General features: G+C 71.4%; 19 protein-coding genes. 8 read left to right on the top strand and 11 right to left on the bottom strand.

Annotated elements, in window-relative coordinates; translation table 11 throughout:
• Positions 1-27 precede the first annotated feature (27 nt).
• The gene (locus ACFPLC_RS44400; protein ID WP_378190140.1) at positions 28-423 is read right to left on the bottom strand and encodes a winged helix-turn-helix transcriptional regulator; all 396 of its coding nucleotides are present in this window, start codon (positions 421-423) and stop codon (positions 28-30) included.
• Between the two features lie 104 nt (positions 424-527).
• On the opposite strand from ACFPLC_RS44400, the gene ACFPLC_RS44405 reads away from it, so the two are divergent.
• Positions 528-1,958 (top strand): MFS transporter, encoded by a 1,431-nt coding sequence (locus ACFPLC_RS44405; RefSeq protein WP_378190142.1) that lies wholly within the window; start codon positions 528-530, stop codon positions 1,956-1,958.
• Positions 1,959-1,968: 10 nt separating this feature from the next.
• Here the strand turns inward: ACFPLC_RS44405 and ACFPLC_RS44410 are convergent, their stop codons facing one another.
• From ACFPLC_RS44410 to ACFPLC_RS44425, 4 genes are all read right to left on the bottom strand, one after another.
• On the bottom strand, positions 1,969-2,412 hold the full coding sequence (locus ACFPLC_RS44410) for an SRPBCC family protein (RefSeq protein WP_378190144.1): 444 nt from the start codon (positions 2,410-2,412) through the stop codon (positions 1,969-1,971).
• Between the two features lies 1 nt (position 2,413).
• Entirely contained in the window at positions 2,414-3,130 is a 717-nt protein-coding gene (locus ACFPLC_RS44415) for an anti-sigma factor family protein (RefSeq protein ID WP_378190147.1), read from the bottom strand.
• On the bottom strand, positions 3,127-3,678 hold the full coding sequence (locus tag ACFPLC_RS44420) for a sigma-70 family RNA polymerase sigma factor (RefSeq protein ID WP_026469270.1): 552 nt from the start codon (positions 3,676-3,678) through the stop codon (positions 3,127-3,129). Before ACFPLC_RS44420 ends, ACFPLC_RS44415 begins: the two co-directional genes overlap by 4 nt.
• Positions 3,679-3,823: 145 nt before the next feature.
• Entirely contained in the window at positions 3,824-4,327 is a 504-nt protein-coding gene (locus ACFPLC_RS44425) for a hypothetical protein (RefSeq protein WP_191313185.1), read from the bottom strand.
• 179 nt (positions 4,328-4,506) lie between these two features.
• Here ACFPLC_RS44425 and ACFPLC_RS44430 point away from each other — a divergent pair, with 179 nt between their 5' ends.
• Positions 4,507-5,091, top strand: a complete 585-nt coding sequence (locus ACFPLC_RS44430; RefSeq protein WP_378236195.1) for a fibronectin type III domain-containing protein — start codon at positions 4,507-4,509, stop codon at positions 5,089-5,091.
• Positions 5,092-5,145: 54 nt separating this feature from the next.
• On the opposite strand, the gene uvrA is transcribed toward ACFPLC_RS44430, so the two are convergent.
• Both uvrA and ACFPLC_RS44440 read right to left on the bottom strand, forming a co-directional pair.
• Positions 5,146-7,998: an excinuclease ABC subunit UvrA gene (gene uvrA / locus ACFPLC_RS44435; RefSeq protein ID WP_378190152.1), complete on the bottom strand. Its 2,853-nt coding sequence runs from the start codon at positions 7,996-7,998 to the stop codon at positions 5,146-5,148.
• Positions 7,999-8,086: 88 nt separating this feature from the next.
• Positions 8,087-9,280 (bottom strand): acyltransferase family protein, encoded by a 1,194-nt coding sequence (locus ACFPLC_RS44440; RefSeq protein WP_378190155.1) that lies wholly within the window; start codon positions 9,278-9,280, stop codon positions 8,087-8,089.
• A gap of 110 nt (positions 9,281-9,390) precedes the next feature.
• Between ACFPLC_RS44440 and ACFPLC_RS44445 the strand changes: the two genes are divergently transcribed.
• From ACFPLC_RS44445 to ACFPLC_RS44455, 3 genes are all read left to right on the top strand, one after another.
• Complete coding sequence (locus tag ACFPLC_RS44445; RefSeq protein ID WP_378190157.1) at positions 9,391-10,068, top strand: MBL fold metallo-hydrolase; 678 nt, start codon at positions 9,391-9,393, stop codon at positions 10,066-10,068.
• 25 nt (positions 10,069-10,093) lie between these two features.
• Positions 10,094-12,061 (top strand): UvrD-helicase domain-containing protein, encoded by a 1,968-nt coding sequence (locus ACFPLC_RS44450; RefSeq protein ID WP_378190159.1) that lies wholly within the window; start codon positions 10,094-10,096, stop codon positions 12,059-12,061.
• Positions 12,062-12,158: 97 nt separating this feature from the next.
• Positions 12,159-12,644, top strand: a complete 486-nt coding sequence (locus tag ACFPLC_RS44455; RefSeq protein WP_378190161.1) for an AMIN-like domain-containing (lipo)protein — start codon at positions 12,159-12,161, stop codon at positions 12,642-12,644.
• A gap of 18 nt (positions 12,645-12,662) precedes the next feature.
• Here the strand turns inward: ACFPLC_RS44455 and ACFPLC_RS44460 are convergent, their stop codons facing one another.
• The 4 genes from ACFPLC_RS44460 to ACFPLC_RS44475 all read right to left on the bottom strand — a co-directional run bounded on the left by ACFPLC_RS44460 (position 12,663) and on the right by ACFPLC_RS44475 (position 15,676).
• Positions 12,663-13,445: a DUF1684 domain-containing protein gene (locus ACFPLC_RS44460; RefSeq protein ID WP_378190163.1), complete on the bottom strand. Its 783-nt coding sequence runs from the start codon at positions 13,443-13,445 to the stop codon at positions 12,663-12,665.
• A 78-nt stretch (positions 13,446-13,523) separates the two neighbouring features.
• Entirely contained in the window at positions 13,524-14,462 is a 939-nt protein-coding gene (locus ACFPLC_RS44465; RefSeq protein ID WP_378190165.1) for a hypothetical protein, read from the bottom strand.
• Between the two features lie 231 nt (positions 14,463-14,693).
• Complete coding sequence (locus tag ACFPLC_RS44470; RefSeq protein ID WP_378190167.1) at positions 14,694-14,861, bottom strand: hypothetical protein; 168 nt, start codon at positions 14,859-14,861, stop codon at positions 14,694-14,696.
• A 110-nt stretch (positions 14,862-14,971) separates the two neighbouring features.
• The gene (locus ACFPLC_RS44475; protein WP_378190169.1) at positions 14,972-15,676 is read right to left on the bottom strand and encodes a Crp/Fnr family transcriptional regulator; all 705 of its coding nucleotides are present in this window, start codon (positions 15,674-15,676) and stop codon (positions 14,972-14,974) included.
• Positions 15,677-15,751: 75 nt separating this feature from the next.
• Here ACFPLC_RS44475 and rnhA point away from each other — a divergent pair, with 75 nt between their 5' ends.
• The 3 genes from rnhA (at position 15,752) to ACFPLC_RS44490 (ending at position 17,400) form a co-directional block, all read left to right on the top strand.
• Complete coding sequence (gene rnhA, locus ACFPLC_RS44480; protein ID WP_310976647.1) at positions 15,752-16,213, top strand: ribonuclease HI; 462 nt, start codon at positions 15,752-15,754, stop codon at positions 16,211-16,213.
• Positions 16,214-16,314: 101 nt separating this feature from the next.
• Positions 16,315-16,971: a hypothetical protein gene (locus ACFPLC_RS44485; protein ID WP_378190172.1), complete on the top strand. Its 657-nt coding sequence runs from the start codon at positions 16,315-16,317 to the stop codon at positions 16,969-16,971.
• Positions 16,972-17,019: 48 nt separating this feature from the next.
• On the top strand, positions 17,020-17,400 hold the full coding sequence (locus ACFPLC_RS44490; protein WP_378190174.1) for a YchJ family protein: 381 nt from the start codon (positions 17,020-17,022) through the stop codon (positions 17,398-17,400).
• The last annotated feature ends 107 nt before the right edge of the window (positions 17,401-17,507 follow it).

Consider the following 17,507-nt stretch of genomic DNA (forward strand, 5'->3'; position numbering starts at 1 on the left):
CCGCACTTTCCCTATGAAAGTGGCGTCTCAGGCGTTGGCGTCGTAGGCGACGCGGGCGGCCGCGATGTCGTCGCGGTGCTGCTCCGCCCAGCCGAGCAGGCCGTTCAGCGACTGGTAGAGCTCCTTCGCCATCGCCGTGGCTTCGTACTCCACGCGCGGCGGGACGGTCGGGTAGATCGTGCGGACCAGCAGGCCGTCACGCTCCAGGTTGCGCAGGGTCAGCGTCAGCATCCGGCGGCTGATCCCCTCGACCGCGCGTTCCAGCTCGGTGAACCGCACCGGGCCCCGGATGGCCTCCAGCAGGATGCCGATCGCCCACTTGCCGCTGATCCGGTTGATGACCTCCAGCACCGTGCAGACGTCGAGTTTCTCCGGGTCGATCTCGGTGACCTGGACAGGTACACCGATGTTCCCCTGGGACATGGAAGTGCCTCCTTACGCGCGTCCCCATGGTCACACATGATGGGCACTGTTACAAGAAGTGCCCTGGCGACGACCAGGGGAACTCTCGACTGGAGGGGCCTGACATGGCCGAGAACCACCCCACCCGCTCCCGCGGCCTCGCGCTGGCGGTGCTGTGCGCCGCCTCGCTGATGGTCGTGCTGGACAGCAGCATCGTCGCGGTGGCGCTGCCGTCGATCCAGGCCGACCTCGGCTTCACGCCCGCCGGGCTCTCGTGGGTCTTCACCGCCTACCTGGTCGCGTTCGGCGGCCTGCTCCTGCTTTCCGGGCGGCTCGGCGACCTGGTCGGCCGCCGCCGCGTCTTCCTCGGCGGGCTGGGCCTGTTCACGCTGGCTTCCCTGGTCGCGGGCCTGGCCGCCGACGCGGGCATCCTGGTCGCGGCGAGGTTCGCGCAAGGTGTCGGCGGCGCGCTGGCGTCCGCCGTGGTGCTCGGGATGATCGTCATGATGTACCCCGAGCCCCGGGCGCGGGCGAAGGCGATCGGCGTCTACAGCTTCACGCAGGCGGCGGGCGCGTCGATCGGGCTCATCGCCGGTGGTGCGCTGACGCAGGCGCTGAACTGGCATTGGACGTTCTACGTCAACCTGCCGATCGGCGTGGCGGCGCTGCTGCTGGCCGTTCGGGTCGTCGCGCCGGACCGCGGGACGGGCCTGCGGGCGGGCTTGGACGTGCTCGGCGCGCTCCTGGTCACCGCCGCGGTGATGCTGGGCGTGTACGGCATTTCGGCGTCGTCCTGGGGCGCGGTGGCCGCGGCGGTCGTCCTGCTCGGGGCGTTCGCGGTGCGGCAGGCGAAGGCGCGGACGCCGTTGCTGCCGCTGCGGCTGTTCCGGATCCGCGCGGTGGCCGGCGCGAACGTGGTGATGGTGCTGATGGTCGCCGGGATGCTCGGCTTCCAGTTCGTCACGGCGTTGTACCTGCAGCAGGTGCTGGGCCTCGACGCGCTGGGGACCGGCGTCGCGTTCCTGCCGGTGCCGCTGGTCATCGCGGTGGCGTCGCTCGGCTTCGCGGACAAGCTCGCGGCGCGGTTCGGCCCCCGCGCGGTGCTGCTGTCGGGCCTCGGCCTGGTGATCGTGGGCCTGCTGCTGCTCACGCAGGTGTCCGGCTCGTACTTCACCAGTGTCCTGCCCCCGCTGCTGTTGATGGGCCTCGGCGCCGGCGCGGCCATCCCGGCGCTGATGGGGTTGGCGATGGCGGACGTCCCGGCGGAGGACGCGGGTGTCGCGTCGGGCCTGATCAACACGACTCAGCAGGTGGGAGCGGCAGTGGGCACGGCGGTGCTGGCCGCGGTGGCCGCGGCCCGCACGGAGAGCCTGAGCGCGCTGGACCACCGCGAAGCGCTGGCGGCGGGGTACCGGCTGGCCTACGGGGTGAGCGCGGGCTTCCTGATCGCGGCGGTCGTGCTCGGCGGGCTGGTGCTGGGCCGCCGCACCCGCAAGCCCGCTTCCGCGGCTCCGGCGGCTCCGGAGCAGGAGGTCTGCATCGCCGGTCAGGCCTGACCCAAGCGGGTCAGGTCAGGTAGGCGGAAAGCCCACGGTGGCCCCGCCGCATCATCAGCGCGTGGTTCGCGCGGAAGAGCGGCCGGGCCACCGTGTCGAAGCGCCGCAGCAACTCCTTCCGGGCCTGGACGTCCTGGGTGATTTCCAGCAGCGTGCCCGCGCCCGCCGCGCGGACCGCTCCCGCCAGTGTCCCGTCGAGGTCGCCGCTGAGCCTGACCCGCATCAGGCCCCTGCGCTCGTCCTGGAGGTCCCGGTGCATCCGGACGACGATCCGGAACGGCAGCCGGGACCGGCAAACCAGCTCGGCGGTGTCGTCGTCCACGCGGCGCACCGCGCGGACGTCCGACCACCACCGCGGGTAGCCGGCGAGGTCGGTGACCACGTCGAACACCCGCCCGGGCGCGCTCGTCGGCAGCAGCCACCTGCTGTGGAACCGGTAGAACGCGCCCGTCACGTCATACCTGGGCCGAGACCAGCTTCCGGCCGTCGACCGTGACGATGTCGATCGACTTCACGTCGTCGGGGGCGACCAGTGCCGACCCGTCGAGGTTGAAGCCCTGGCTTTCCCACTTCTCCGACACCTGCCAGCTGCCGGCGGTCACCGCCTTGCCGTCCTTGGTCACCACCTGGAGCAGGCACTTCTCGCCGGCCTTGACGCCCTTGACGCTGACGTCCGTCTTGACCCAGCCCTGGAACGGGATGATGGACGCGGCCAGCTGCACGCCGGTCGTCGGATCCCGGCCTTCGACGGTCTTCGTCCCGGGCACGCCCGACGGCGGTGGCGCGGGAAGCGCCTGCGGTGGGGGCTCGGCCGTCTGACGGCCCACCAGCACACCGCCACCGAGGGCGGCCACCACCAGCACCGCCGCCGCGACCAGGGCCAGGCCCCGGCGTCCACCGGAGCGAGCCGGCGCCACGCGCTCTTCCTCGTCGCGCACCCGGCGCAGGGTCTTCTGCAGCAGCAGGTCCCCGCCCTCGGGCGGCCCGTCGAGGAACGCCTCGGGCGGCACCTCGTCGAGCGAGTCGCGCAGGGCCACGAGCTCGTTCAGGTCGAACCGGCACTGCGCGCAGGTCTGCAGGTGCCGCCGCTCGAAGTCGGCCGCCTCGTGGGGATCGAGCGCGCCGAGGGCGTACGCGCCGAGCTGCGTGTGACTCTCGTCCACCGAGTTCATCGCGCCACCTCCGTTCCGCTCGAAATCATCGCTGCTCTGAGTGCTCGTAGTGCGTAGTAAGACCTTGATTTCACGGTACCCGGTGCGACGCCCAGTGTTCTCGCCGCTTCGGCCACCGTCCGTCCCCGGTAGTAGATCTCCACCAGGACCTCTCGATGCTCGTTGGACAGTCCGTCCATCGCCCCGAGCACGGTCATCGAGTCGACCACGCCCTGGGCGTGGTCGCGCTCGACGGCCGGGGTCGGCACGCCTTCGGCCGGCTCGGCCACCTCCTGGGGCCGCGCCGCCCGTGCTCGCGCCCGGTCGGTGACCAGGTTGCGCGCGACGGTCAGCAACCAGCCGCGCACCGAGCCCTTCCCGTCGTTCTGCAGATCGTCCGCGTGTTTCCAAGCACGGACGAGCGTCTCCTGGACCACGTCCTCGGCCGCCGCCCGATCCCCGGTCAGCCTCGTCGCGTAGGCCAGCAGGCTTCGCCCGTGTTCGGCGTACAGCTGCCGAATGAGGTCTTCGCCTTTGGCCTTCTTAGGCCGCCTGCCTCCTATGGCCACCCTCGTCCTCCCGACGGTGTTCTGAGTCGTCGAGGACAGTAGTGCAACCCTCAGCTCCACCGGCGGTGCGTGCGCCGAGCGCAGCGCGACCATGGTGTTCATCGGCTGCCCGTCCTTCCTCGTTTGCCCGGAAACCCGTCGTAGGTCAGTACCCGGCGCCGCCGGCCTTGCTCTTCGCGGTGATCTTGCTGCCGTCCGGCGCGACGGCGAACCACATGCCGTTCGCGCCCTGGCCGTTCATGTCACCGGTGACCTTGTCGCTCGCGGACTCGTACAGCGGCCAGCCGTTGAGCGTGATCTGCTTGCTGCCGTCCTTGCGGGTCACCGTGCCGACCTGGGTGTCCTGGATGCCCTTGAGCATCGGCGTCGCCACCCCGGCGAGCATCGGCGGCCAGGACTTCGTGCAGTCGCCGTCGCAGTTGGACGTCGGCGGCGAGGACATGTCCTTGTCGAACCGGTAGAGCGTCTTGCCGTCCGCGTCGGTGACCACCGCGCCCACCCCGTCGACCGTGGCGACCTGGAGCATCTTGTGCCCCGGCTCCCCGTGCTGCGGCCCTTGGGCGCCGTCGGCCATGTCACCGCAGGCGGACAACGAGGCGACGGCGAACAGCGCCACCGCGCTGGCGACCACCGGCCGGATACGGTTCATGACGTTCTCTCCTCGGTGAGGGCGGCTCCACCGTCCGGTGGACCTCGACACCCAGAACACGGAGGCAGGCGCGAAACGGTTCAGCCCGGTTTTCGCGCCATTCGGTGCCGGTTCGCCGCCGGATTGGTGTGTCCCGGTGATCGGCACGATCTTGTCGCCGTGCGGCCGGGGTTCCTAAGGTGAGCACGTCCGCACCGCCGCCCTCGCCCGTCCGGGAGGCCGCCGTGCCCGTCAAACCCCTCGTCCTGGTGGCGCTGCTGGCCGCGGGCTGTTCCGCGCCCGCACCTTCCTTCACCGCGACCCTGACTTCGCCGACGGACGTCGTGCTCGGCTGGCCGGACGACGGCGCGGGCCACCGCGTCGAGTACGCCAACGACCCGGCCGGCCCGTGGACGACGCTGCGGTTCCTCCCCGCGCACACGACGAGCTACCACCACCCGGACCTGATCCCGGAGACGCCGTTCTACTACCGGGTGCAGCCGTTCACCGGCCCGGTCTCGACGGACCTGAGCACGGTGGTTTCGGGGGACACGGTGACGTTCACGTGGGCCGACCGCGCGAGCGACGAAGCCGGTTTCCTGCTGGAAATCCGTCGTCCGGGCGCGCCGGAGTTCGACCCGGTCGAGGTGACCGGGCCGGACGTCACGACGTGTGCGCTGTCACTCCTGCCCGGCGAAGCGGGCTCGGCCTTCCAGCTGCGCGCCCTGCACTACGGCCCGCTCTCCCCCGTGGTCCACCAGAGCACCGGCAAGGAAACGCAGTGAATGACTCATTCCTGGCGCCGGAAGCCAGGAATGAGTCATTCACTGCATCAGGGCCTAGAGGACCGTCTTGAGGAACTGGCCGGTGTAGCTGTCCTCGATGTCCGCCAAGTGCTCCGGGGTGCCCTCGGCGACCACCGTGCCACCGCCCGAGCCGCCCTCGGGGCCCATGTCGATGATCCAGTCGGAGGTCTTGATCACGTCGAGGTTGTGCTCGATCACGATCACCGAGTTGCCCTTGTCGACCAGGCCGTTGATCACGCCGATCAGCTTGTTGATGTCCTCGAAGTGCAGACCCGTGGTCGGCTCGTCGAGGATGTACACCGTCTTGCCGGTCGAGCGCTTCTGCAGCTCGCTGGCCAGCTTGACGCGCTGCGCCTCGCCACCGGACAGCGTCGGCGCCGGCTGGCCGAGCCGGACGTAGCCGAGGCCGACGTCCACCAGTGTCTGCAGGTGGCGGTGGATGGCCTTGATCGGCTCGAAGAACTCCGCGGCCTCCTCGATGGGCATGTCGAGCACGTCCGAGACCGTCTTGCCCTTGTAGTGCACCTCGAGGGTCTCCCGGTTGTACCGGGCGCCCTTGCAGACCTCGCACGGGACGTAGACGTCCGGCAGGAAGTTCATCTCGATCTTGATCGTGCCGTCGCCGGCGCACGCCTCGCAGCGGCCGCCCTTGACGTTGAACGAGAACCGGCCCTGCTGGTAGCCGCGCACCTTGGCCTCGGTGGTCGCCGCGAACAGCTTGCGGACGTGGTCCCAGACACCGGTGTAGGTGGCCGGGTTGGACCGCGGGGTCCGCCCGATCGGCGACTGGTCGACCCGCACCAGCTTGTCGACGTTGTTCAGGCCGTTGACCCGGGTGTGGCGGCCCGGCACCTGGCGGGCGCCGTTGAGCTTGTTCGCCAGCACGGTCGCGAGGATGTCGTTGACCAGCGTCGACTTGCCCGAGCCGGAGACGCCGGTGACCGAGACCAGGCAGCCGAGCGGGAAGGAGACGTCGAGCCCGCGCAGGTTGTGCTCGCGCGCGCCGACGACGGTCAGTTGCCGCTTCTTGTCGACCGGCCGCCGGATGGCTGGCACCTCGATCTTGCGCCGGCCGGACAGGTACTGCCCGGTCAGCGACTCCTTGCTCTTCAGCAGCTTCTTGTACGGTCCACTGTGGACGATGTGGCCGCCGTGCTCGCCCGCGCCGGGCCCGATGTCGACCACCCAGTCGCTGGAGCGGATGGTGTCCTCGTCGTGCTCGACGACGATCAGCGTGTTGCCCAGGTTCCGCAGCCGGGTCAGCGTCTCGATCAGCCGATGGTTGTCGCGCTGGTGCAGGCCGATCGACGGCTCGTCGAGCACGTACAGCACGCCCACCAGGCCCGAACCGATCTGCGTCGCGAGCCGGATGCGCTGCGCTTCACCACCCGAGAGCGTGGCCGACGCGCGGTCGAGCGAGAGGTACGTCAGGCCGACGTCGAGCAGGAAGCGCAGGCGCGCCTGGATCTCCTTGAGCACCGCGCCGGCGATCATCGCCTCGCGCTGGCCCAGCTCCAGCTCGTCGAGGAACTGCGACGCCTCCGCGATGGACAGCGCGCAGACCTCGGCGATGGACATGTCGCCGCGGGTCTTGTGCTCCAGCGTCACCGCGAGGATCTCCGGCTTGAGCCGGGTGCCCTGGCAGGCCGGGCACGGCACCTCGCGCATGTAGCCCTCGTACCGCTCGCGCATGTACTCGGACTCGGTCTGCTCCTGCCGCCGCTCGAGGAATGGGATGACGCCCTCGAAGTTCGCGTAGTACGAGCGCTGGCGGCCGTAGCGGTTCTTGTAGCGGACGTGGACCTGCTCGTCGACGCCGTGCAGGACCGCCTTCTGGGCGCGCGCCGGCAGCCTCCGCCACGGCGTGTCCATCCGGAACCCGATGGTCTCCGACAGCGACTCGAGCAACCGGACGAAGTAGTCCGCGCTCTGCCCGCCCGACCACGGCGCGATCGCGCCCTCGGCCAGCGACAGCTCGTCGTCCGGGACCACCAGCTCCGGGTCGACCTCCTTGCGGATGCCGATGCCGGTGCACTCGGGGCAGGCGCCGTAGGGCGAGTTGAAGGAGAACGAGCGGGGCTCGAGGTCCTCGATGGCCAGGGGGTGGCCGTTCGGGCAGGCCAGGTTCTCGGAGAAGCCGCGGATCCGGTGCGGGTCGTTCTCCGGCAGGTCGACGAACTCGAGCTCGATCAGCCCGTCGGCCAGGCGCAGCGCCGTCTCGACCGAGTCGGTGAGCCGCTGCCGCGAGCTCGACTTGACGCTCAGCCGGTCGATGACCACGGCGATCTGGTGCTTTTCCTGCTTCTTCAGCTTCGGCGGGTCGGTGAGCGCGTGGACCGTGCCATCGACGACCACGCGCGCGTAGCCCTGCTGCTGCAGGTTCTCGAACAGGTCGACGTACTCGCCCTTGCGCCCGCGCACCACCGGCGCGAGCACCTGGAAGCGGACGCCTTCGTCCATCTCCAGCACCTGGTCGACGATCTGCTGCGGGGTCTGCTTGCTGATCGCCTCGCCGCACTGGGGGCAGTGCGCCTTGCCGGCGCGGGCGTAGAGCAGGCGCAGGTAGTCGTAGACCTCGGTGATCGTGCCCACGGTCGAGCGCGGGTTGCGCGAGGTCGACTTCTGGTCGATCGACACCGCGGGCGAGAGGCCCTCGATGAAGTCGACGTCCGGCTTGTCCATCTGCCCCAGGAACTGGCGGGCGTACGCCGAGAGCGACTCGACGTAGCGGCGCTGCCCCTCGGCGAAGATGGTGTCGAAGGCGAGGCTCGACTTCCCCGACCCGGACAGGCCGGTGAACACGATCAGGCTGTCGCGGGGCAGGTCGAGATCCACGCCGCGGAGGTTGTGCTCGCGGGCACCGCGAACAACGAGGCGATCAGCCACGCCAGGGTCCTCTCAATGTCTTCTTCAGTGCGGTCGCCGACCCGGTCTGTGTCGCCTGGAACGGCTGCACGGGTGGCCGCGATCCATGCTACGAGCCACCACCGACAAAAACGGGTTCCGCGTCCTTGACCTGCGGTTCTTCTGGCTTCCGGCGTCTGGTGAGCCACCGGTGGGCCGGGCGTTCGACCCCCGCGGTGACCGCCCAGCCGGCCAGCACGGCGGCGCCGACGACCGCGGGGAGCCGCAGCCAGCCGGGGAGGCCGAGGTCGAGCAGGGCGCGGGCCAGGATGTAACCCAGTTCCTGGTGCACCAGATAAAGACCATACGAGATGCCCGCGAGCCAGGTGACGGCCGGGGCGATCCGGGCCAGCCCGGGGAACCGCCAGTCCGCGCCGCGGGCGGCCACGCAGACCAGCAGGAGCAGCACGGCGAACCCGATCGTGGACGGCCAGCGCAGCGCGTCCTGCGGCAGCGCGACGTGGAACGGGAATACCTGCAGGTCCTGCGCGGCGACCGCGGCCACCACGAAGAGGGCGATGTGCCACGTCTTCAGCCGCCGCTGCGCCCACAGCCAGATCGCGAAGACGTGCAGGCGGTGCAGCCCCAGGCCGTAGAAGAACGTCTCGACGACCGGCCCGGCCGTCCCCGGCGGGAAGACGAGGAAGCGCAGCGCGAGCGGGACGAGGATCAGTGCCCACAGCAGGGCGACGGTCAGCCGGTGGGTCCGCCACGACCGCGGCCACAGCAGGGCGGCGCCGGTGAAGGCCAGCAGCTGCACCGGCAGCGTCCAGTAGGAGCCGTCGAGGTAGTAGAAGGCGTCCCAGCGGATGCCCCACTCCTGCACCATGCCGAGGTTGGCGACCAGGTCCAGCCAGGTCGGGATGTACCACGGCGACGGGTTCGTCGGCGGCCCCTGCGGAACGCCGAAGAGGAACCCGGTGACGCCCGGCGGGTAGGGCAGGCCGCTGAAGGAGATGGCGGCCCACCGCGTGATGACGTACGTCACCAGGACGGCGACCAGGTACGCCGGCACCAGGCGCGCGACGCGGTTCCACAGCCACCGGCCGGGATTGCCCTTGCGGAGGCTGGCGCAAACGAAGAAGGCGGAGATCACCAGCAGGATCGCGGCGCCGAACTGCGCTGTCACCCTGATGGGGTACCCCGTGAGTTCCGGGTGCAGGAGGGCACCCTGGTGGGTGACGTGCCCGAGGACGACCGCGAAGACGGCGACGACCCGGAGGAGGTCCCAGCTGATCCGGCGCGGCGTCGGGGAGGTGGGCACGGTCGTCCTGAGGTCGGGGCTGGCGGGGTTCGCGATGAGCCTACGTGGCGGGGCAGCCGCGCGCTTGTGCGGGTGGAACCGCTTGGAACGAAACGACTACCGTGTGCACGGTGAACATCGTGGACACCTACACCGGGCACGTCGACCCGGGCGGCGACGCCACCCGGCGCACCCTGGACGCGCTCACCATCACCAAGCTGTCCGTCGGCCCGATGGACAACAACGCGTACCTCCTGGTGTGCCGTTCGTCGAACGAGGCGCTGCTGATCGACGCGGCGAACGACCCGGAGCGCATCTCGGACCTGATCGGCCACGGCCCGGACCGGCCGTCGCTGAAGACGGTCGTCACCACCCACCAGCACCAGGACCACTGGCAGGCGCTGGGCGCGGTGGCCGGGGCGAACGGCGCGAACACGGCGGCCCACCCGCTGGACGCCGAACCGCTGCCGGTCCCGCCGGACTTCCTGGTCGAGCACGGCGACACGCTGGCGGTGGGAGAGGTCACCCTGTCGGTGATCCACCTGCGGGGCCACACCCCGGGTTCGATCGCGCTGCTGTACCGCGACCCGGCGGGGCACCCGCACCTGTTCACCGGGGACTCGCTGTTCCCGGGCGGGGTGGGCAAGACGTCGTCGCCGGAGAACTTCACCTCGTTGCTGGACGACGTCGAGACGCGGATCTTCGGGGAGCTGCCGGACGAGACGTGGTTCTACCCGGGCCACGGAGACGACTCGACGCTCGGCGCGGAGCGGCCGAAGCTGACGGAGTGGCGCGAGCGCGGCTGGTGACCGGAAGTCTCGACGGGGAGGGCCGGTGGGGATCGGCAAGCACGCCAAGCGGGTGCTCCAGCAGCAGGCGTCGGCGCTGCTGACCGAGCACGTCCCCCGGCTGGGCCCCGACCGGCGCCGGATCCTCACCGCCCTCCTCGTCGAGACCGCAGGCCACTGGCGCCTCTTCGTGCGCGCCGATCCACCCGACTCCCGCGCCGACGCCTTCCTCGTCGGCCCCGGAGGACTCTTCGCCGTCACCATCGCCGCCCGTCCGCCGGACCACCGGCAGGCGCTCGTCCGGCACGCCGAGGAAAGCTGCGCCGGGATCCGGGACGGCCGCGGCCGGGAACTCACCGGCAGTGCCGTCCACCTCGTGCTCATCACCCCGGGCCCCAGGACCTCCCTCCGGGATCCCGGGCCGTTCCGGGTCGTCGCCGAGACCGAGCTGGCGAAGCTGCTCACCCCGTCCGCGCCGCACCTCAACCGGCGCCAGATCGACGCGATCGCCGCGCAGGCCGGGAAGATCCTCACCGGCTACGTCCCCCTGCGCGTCCAAGCGCCCGGGCGCACCGAGGCCGCCGAGGGGTTCCTCGACGCCGGAAGGCTCGTCGAAGCCGAGGTCGCCGCCGCCCAGCTGCGGCCGTTCGACTCGTGGCTGACCTTCCTGCACCCGCACCAGCGGGCGATCGTCACGCGTGACTACCGCGGTCCCGCCCGGATCAGCGGGCCGGCCGGGACCGGGAAGACCGTCGTGGCGCTGCACCGGCTGCGGCACGTCGCCCGGCGGACTTCCGGCCCCGTGCTCTTCACCACCTTCGTGCGCACCCTGCCGCCCGTCCACGAAGCCGCGTTCCGCCGGCTGGCTCCGGAATTCGGCGACCGGGCCGAGTTCCTCCACCTCCACGCCTGGGTGCGCCGGTTCCTGACCGCGCGCGGACGGCCGGTCGAGGTCGACGCGCGCGGGGTGCGGACCGCGTTCGGCCGCGCCTGGTCGCGGCACCGCGCCGTGCTGGAGCCGATCGAGCGGCACGACGAGTACTGGCGCACCGAACTCGACCGCGTCATCAAGGGCCGCGGATTCACCACGCTCGAGGAGTACCGCCGTCCGGCGACCAGGCGCGGGCGCGAAGTCCGGCTCGGCGCCGAGCAGAAGACGGCGGTGTGGCAGTTCTACGAGACGTACCAGGAAATGCTCGCCGAGCGCGGTCTGCACGACCACAACGACGTGATCGACATCGCGCTGGCCGAGCTGCGGCGGCAGCCGCTGGAAACCCGGTACGCCGCGGTGGTCGTCGACGAGGTGCAGGACATCACCCTGAACGGGCTGCGGCTGATCAAGGAGCTCGCCGGCACCGGCCCGAACCAGCTCCTCCTGGTCGGCGACGGCCAGCAGCAGGTGTACCCGGGCGGCTGGCGGCTCTCCGACGCGGGCATCCCGGTCCTGGGCCGGGGCGAGGTGCTACGGGTCAACTACCGCAACCGCACCGAAGTGCTGGCCTTCGCCCAGCGGTTCGACGCCCGCAACGAAGTCGACGACCTCGACGGCGCGTCCGGGATCGCGCTGAAGAACGCGGAAGCGGGCAACACCGGCGGGACGGCGGTGTCCTGGCGTGGCACCGAAGCGGACCTCGCGGCCGAACTGACCCGGCGGATCGCCGGACTGACCGTCCCGCTCGGGCAGACCGCGCTGATCCTCTTCCACCGCCAGGACCTCGTGCGGTGCCGCCGGATCCTGCGCGAGGCCGGCGTTCCCGTCCTGTCCCTCGACGACTACTCCGGCGCCCCGGACGACCACCTCAAGGTCGGCACCGTGCACCGGGCGAAGGGGCTCGACTTCCAGGCCGTCCTGGTCGTCGAGTTCCCGGCCAGGGCGGGCGAAAGCGGGGCGGCCGCGGAAGAGGCGTCGGAGCTGCGCGACCGGCAGCGCCTCGTCGCGGCGACGCGGGCCCGCGACTTCCTCTGGTGGGGTGTCGTCGACGAGGTCACGGACACGTTCGGAGCAGCCGGGTAACGATAGGGGGCACGGGGACAACTTCCCGGACGAACCGGGCGTCTTCCACGAACCCAGCGCTGGGACTTCCATCGGTTCGCTTCGCCAGGAGGCCCCTATGTCCAGACCCGTCCGGCGTGCGCTCGTCGCCGTCACGCTGCTGCTCGCCGGGACGCTCGCCGCCGCGGGGGCGGCCCAGGCCGCCGCCACCACGCCCGCCCTGATCAACATCCGGACCGGGCTCAACCCCGGGTTCGACCGGATCGTGCTCGACCTGTCCGCCGGGACCGTGCCGGGCAACCTGAACTACCAGCTCGTCGACGAGCTCACCGCCGACCCGTCCGGGGAGATCGTGTGGCTCACCGGCGAGTACTTCATCAACGTCTCCGCCTTCCCGCTCGTCGCGCACGACGCGAACGGGAATCCCACCTACACCGGGCTGCAGAAGTTCCGGACGCGGAACCTCACCAACGTCATGGCCATCGCCCTCACCGGCGACTTCGAGGCGCAGACTTCGATCGGGATCGGGGTGCGGACGCGGACCGCGGTGAACGTCTTCACGCTCACCGGTCCCAACCGCGTCGTCATCGACGTAGCGCACTGAACCCGGCAGGCGGGGGAGTCAGCCGCGCTCGTACGGCGTCTTCTCCCCCGCCTCGACCGCGAACGGCAGGTGGTTGCCCGCTGGGGGCAGCGGGCACGTCGCGAAGTCGGTGAACGCGCACGGCAGGTTCACCGCGCGGTTGAAGTCCAGCGTCACCGAGCCGTCCGCCGCCGGCGCGCCGACCGGCAGCGACCGGTTGGCCGCGTAGGTCGTCACGCCGCTCGTCCCGTCGGTGAACAGGATGCTGAGGCCGCCGTCCTTGCCGTTGAACGCGGTCAGGGTGTGCGACGCCCCTTCGTACTCGAAGCGGACCACGCCCGGTGCCGTGTACACGTGGCTCAAGCCCTCCACCACGGCGCCGACCGTCGTCGGGCGCGGCGCCTCGAACGGCTCGAACCGTCCGGACAGCACCCAGGACGGCGACGGCTCGTACGCCGGGACGCCGCGGAACTCGCGCAGCACCTCGGCCTTGGGGTCGTGGACGCGGATCAGGTAGCCCGACCGGCGGGCCACCTCGATCTCGACGTCGCCGGCCAGCACCCGCGTGCCCGCGCCGCTGTTGACCAGCTCGAAGCGCCGGACGCCGGTGATCGGCTCCCCTTCGTGCGCCAGCGACGCACCGGCCGGGTCGACGTAGGCCGCGTCGGCGTCCTGCCACCAGCGGCCCGGGATGCCGGGGTACTCGCGCGGGGCGTCGGTCAGCCAGTCCAGCGACACCAGGGCGAGCCAGCCGTGCGGCTCGGCCAGGTCGGCCTCGCGCCGGGCCTTCCAGTCCTGCCACTCGCTCGTGAACGTGCTCATCGCGGGCCCCTTCCGTCGGCTACGACGGTGCCAACCCGCCGCGGGCGCCGCTATTCCGGGTCCCAGCATCCGGACGGTTCAGCCCGCCGGCGGGTCGAAGGACCACTGCAGCCCGTAGCTCAGGCCCTGGTGCAGGTCGTGGAACTCGAGACCGACCTCGCCGACCCGGTTGACGATCAGCGCGTCGCCCGAGTCGACGCCGTCGTCGACCACCCGGCCCGGCACGCCGTTGAGGCGCCACACCCGCGACGGCGGTGCCGCCCGGTCGAACCGGACCCGCACCGCGAAGTGCTCGCAGCGGCGCAACGGCGTCATGGCGTAGTACGGCCGCAGTTCCGTGCGCCGCGGCGTGAACCGGATGCCGTACTCGTGGCGCTGGCCGAGCCGCAGCGGGTTCGGCAGCCGCATCACGAACTGGGCGTGGCTCGCCGACACCTGGCGCGCTTCGACGATCTCGCCGCCGAACAGCGCGTCGGCGGTGATGTCCGGCACCGGGTCGCTGCCCGGTTCGGCCGGCACGCTGAATGGCAGGACCAGCTCGTCGAGCTCGTCGACCTCCGCGACGATCCGGCGTTCCTCCTGCAGTTCCGGCGGGTCGCGGTCGAGCCGGAGCATCGCCTTCATCGACTCGACGTACCAGCCGGCCAGCGGGTGCAGGTCGCTGCGGGGTCCGGGCGCGCCGAGCAGCTCGTCGAGCCGGCGGAACGCCAGGTCGATCCGGCGGCGGGCGGTGCGCGGGTCGCGGTCGAGGACGCTGGCCAGCCACGAGATCCGCCGGTCGAGGAACTCCCCCGCCGCCTCCTCGTGCAGGCCGAGCGCCGCCAGCGCGGCCAGCTTCAGGTCCGGCGGCAGCCGTCCGCACAGCTCGGTCAGCCGCAGCACGAGCTTCTGGCGCGCGGCGACCGGCTGGTCGGTTTCGGTGATCGCGCACGCCGCCCGCAGGCAGGGGCCGATCCGCTGGTGCAGGTCGGCCGCGTCGAGGCCGCGGCCGCGGCGCAGTTCGTTGAGCTCGCGCACGAACGGGAGGGTGTGCTCTTCCGTCGTCCCACCCCCTCGTCCCCGCGCGGAAGATTTGCCCACGTTAGCAGTTTCCGTTCTCCGAAAGCAGGACAAAATCCGGACACCGCCATTCGGCGAATACCCGGCCGGCCGGCCCCCCACGAGCCGGCCGGCCGGGTCTCACCCGCGGCTCAGTTGACCCCGAAGATCAGGGCCCAGATCGAGTGACTCTCCATCAGACACACCTCCTCATCGCTGTACCCAGGCCGAGGCGGGAAGCGGCGCGGAACCGTGCAACGCCGGCGCGGCGGGCTCCGCCGCGGTTCCGGCGGCCACCGCGAAACCCGCGACGGCACCGACCAAGAACGCGGCGAAGACCGATTTCACCAGGGTCAAAATCCGGCAGTAGACGTTCACGACAAGGACTCCCCGACCTCGCTCGAAATGGAATCCGGCCGGTGGGCATCGCATTCTTTCCGGCCGGGTTCCAGGATCGCCGGGCGACGGGTTTCCTCAGATGCCCGCTGTCACGGGCGTTGTGTGCCGTTTGGCTCAGAACGGGCGAAGGCCCGCAGGACGCGGGGTTCGCGGATGAGGAACCGGCGACGGCCGGTCTCGACGATCCCGCGCTCCCGCAGCACGCGCAGCGCCCGTGCGACGGTACGCCGGGCCGCGCCGATCTGCGCGGCGATGTCCTCCTGCGACAGCGCGTCGACGACGACGCCGTCCGGCACGGTCCGGCCGTGCTCCTCGGCCAGCCGGACCAGCACCACCGCGACCCGGCGGCTGACGTCGAAGGCGGCCGCGTCGACGCGCGCGGACTCGGCGTTGCGGAGCCGGGCCGCGACCGTCTTGATGGTGGCGATGGCGATCGCCGGCCGGGCGTGCAGGACGTCGACGAAATCGGCGCCCTTCAGCTGGAAGACGGTGCAGGGTTCGATCGCGCGGACCGACGCCGACCGCGGCCGCCCGGTGACCGCGGCGAGGTCGCCCAGCACCTCGCCGGGGCCGCGCAGGCCGAAGAGCACTTCGCGGCCGTCATCGACGATCGTGGAGACGCGCACCCAGCCGGAGACCAGCACGTGGACGTGGTCGGACGGGTCGCCCTCCATGAGCACGACGTCGTTCGCGCGGAACCGGCGGCGGGTGCCCCTGGCGAGCAGGTACTCGCGATCGGCTTCGGCGAGGTAGGCCAGGAGCGCCCCTTCGCCCGCGTCGTCGTGCCCGCTCATCGTTCCCCTCCGGAGGTTCACCGTAACCCGGCGTGGCGGTCTTCGGCGAGGGGCGCGACCGGTAGGGTCGCCGCCGTGGACGTGGAGATCTACACCGACGGAGCGTGCAGCGGGAACCCCGGACCGGGCGGCTGGGGCGCGGTGCTGCGCTACGGCAGGCACGAGCGCGAGCTGTACGGCGGCGAAGCCACGCCGACGACGAACAACCGCATGGAGCTGACGGCGCCGATCCGCGCCCTGGAGAGCTTGACCCGGCCGTCGCAGGTGCGGGTGTACACGGACAGCACGTACGTGCGCAACGGCATCACGCAGTGGCTGCCCCGCTGGAAGAGCAACGGCTGGCAGACGGCGGCGCGCGCCCCGGTGAAGAACGCGGACCTGTGGCAGCGCCTGGACGCGGCGATCGGCGGCCACACGGTCGAATGGCTGTGGGTGAAGGGCCACGCGGGGCACCCGGAAAACGAGCGAGCCGACCGGCTTGCGGTGCGCGGGGCCCAGGAGGCGCGGGAAAGCGGGAAACCGGTCAACGCGGGTTAGCCCGGACGGTCGCTGCGCCGTTCGGGCGACGACCATTCCCCTCTTCCGGTTTCCGACGCAGGATCGGACCTTCCGGACCGGGGAGGGAACGGGAGCTCGCGATGGTGCGCATGGTCGGCGGCAAGCCGAGGCCGTTCGGGGCGGACAAACCGAAGAAAGGGCAAGCTGCGTTGCTCACCGCCGCGGTCGTCGGCGCCGCCGCGGCCGGCGGGACGGCGCTGGGCACCGGCGGTGGCGCGGCTTCGCTCGAATCCGGCGGCGGATCAACCCTGAAAGCCCGCAATTCCAGCAAGGAATCGGCCCGCAAAGGCCGGCACGAAGACGCGATGAAACGGCTCGGTCTCAAGACGATCAAAAAGGTCGTCAAGCGCGAGCTGAAGTGCGCGCCGTACGCGTTCGGGCAGGTTCAGCAGTTCTTCGTGCGCCATCCGTGCAAGGCGCTCTCGCGCATGCTGCTGGCCGTCGGCGACGGCCGGGGGAACACGGTCGTCGTCACGATCGCGTGGGTCCGGATGCCGAAGGCCGCCGAGGCCCGCGACCTGCGGGAGCTGGCCGACCGCGACGGCACCGGGAACATCTACGCCGTGCCCGACGCCCTGCTGAAGCGGGCGGGCGTCCGGTTCACCGGCGACCACTACGAGTCCCGGCTCGACGGCCCCCGCCTGGTGATCGCCGAGGCGACGAGCGGCGGCGGCCACCCGGACCCGGCGGTGCTCGAAGACGCCGCGGACGTCGCCGTGGAGTTCCCGGCGCCCTGACGGCCGCGGGCTCCCGGGACCCGGGATCGATCGTGGCAGAATTCCCCGATGCCTCCCGCCTCGTGCCCGTGCGGCCTCGCCGAGTCCTACGCCGCCTGCTGCGGCCGGTTCCACGATGGCGGGCTGGCCGCTCCGACCGCCGAACTGCTGATGCGCTCGCGGTTCAGTGCCTTCGCCGTCGGGGACACCGCTTACCTGCTCCGCACCTGGCACCCCGGCACCCGGCCGCGGCAGCTCCGGCTCGATCCCGGCCAGGAGTGGACGCGGCTCGAGATCCTCGGCCGCACCGGCGGGGGCCTGCTGCAGACCGAGGGCACCGTCGAGTTCCGGGCCCACTACCGCCACCGGGGCCGAGACGGCTTCCTCGAGGAGAACAGCCGTTTCCGCCGCGAGGACGGCCACTGGGTGTACCTCGACGCGGACGCCTGATGGGGACCGCGATCGTCGGCGTCGCGAGGCGCTCCTCGTCGGCGGTCTGCTCCAGCTGCGCACCCGCCGGTGGCAGCGGGCAGATGCGCTCGGCAAGCTGAAGCAGG

The organism is Amycolatopsis plumensis, from assembly GCF_042652605.1.
GTDB classification, from domain to species: Bacteria; Actinomycetota; Actinomycetes; order Mycobacteriales; family Pseudonocardiaceae; genus Amycolatopsis; species Amycolatopsis plumensis.

What these genes read in the sequence shown, in the direction of transcription:
- ACFPLC_RS44400 (WP_378190140.1), bottom strand. Translation starts at nt 423, where the DNA reads ATGTCCCAGGGGAACATCGGTGTACCTGTCCAGGTCACCGAGATCGAC.
- ACFPLC_RS44405 (WP_378190142.1), top strand. Translation starts at nt 528, where the DNA reads ATGGCCGAGAACCACCCCACCCGCTCCCGCGGCCTCGCGCTGGCGGTG.
- ACFPLC_RS44415 (WP_378190147.1), bottom strand. Translation starts at nt 3,130, where the DNA reads ATGAACTCGGTGGACGAGAGTCACACGCAGCTCGGCGCGTACGCCCTC.
- ACFPLC_RS44425 (WP_191313185.1), bottom strand. Translation starts at nt 4,327, where the DNA reads ATGAACCGTATCCGGCCGGTGGTCGCCAGCGCGGTGGCGCTGTTCGCC.
- ACFPLC_RS44455 (WP_378190161.1), top strand. Translation starts at nt 12,159, where the DNA reads ATGTCCAGACCCGTCCGGCGTGCGCTCGTCGCCGTCACGCTGCTGCTC.
- ACFPLC_RS44460 (WP_378190163.1), bottom strand. Translation starts at nt 13,445, where the DNA reads ATGAGCACGTTCACGAGCGAGTGGCAGGACTGGAAGGCCCGGCGCGAG.
- ACFPLC_RS44475 (WP_378190169.1), bottom strand. Translation starts at nt 15,676, where the DNA reads ATGAGCGGGCACGACGACGCGGGCGAAGGGGCGCTCCTGGCCTACCTC.
- ACFPLC_RS44485 (WP_378190172.1), top strand. Translation starts at nt 16,315, where the DNA reads ATGGTGCGCATGGTCGGCGGCAAGCCGAGGCCGTTCGGGGCGGACAAA.
- ACFPLC_RS44490 (WP_378190174.1), top strand. Translation starts at nt 17,020, where the DNA reads ATGCCTCCCGCCTCGTGCCCGTGCGGCCTCGCCGAGTCCTACGCCGCC.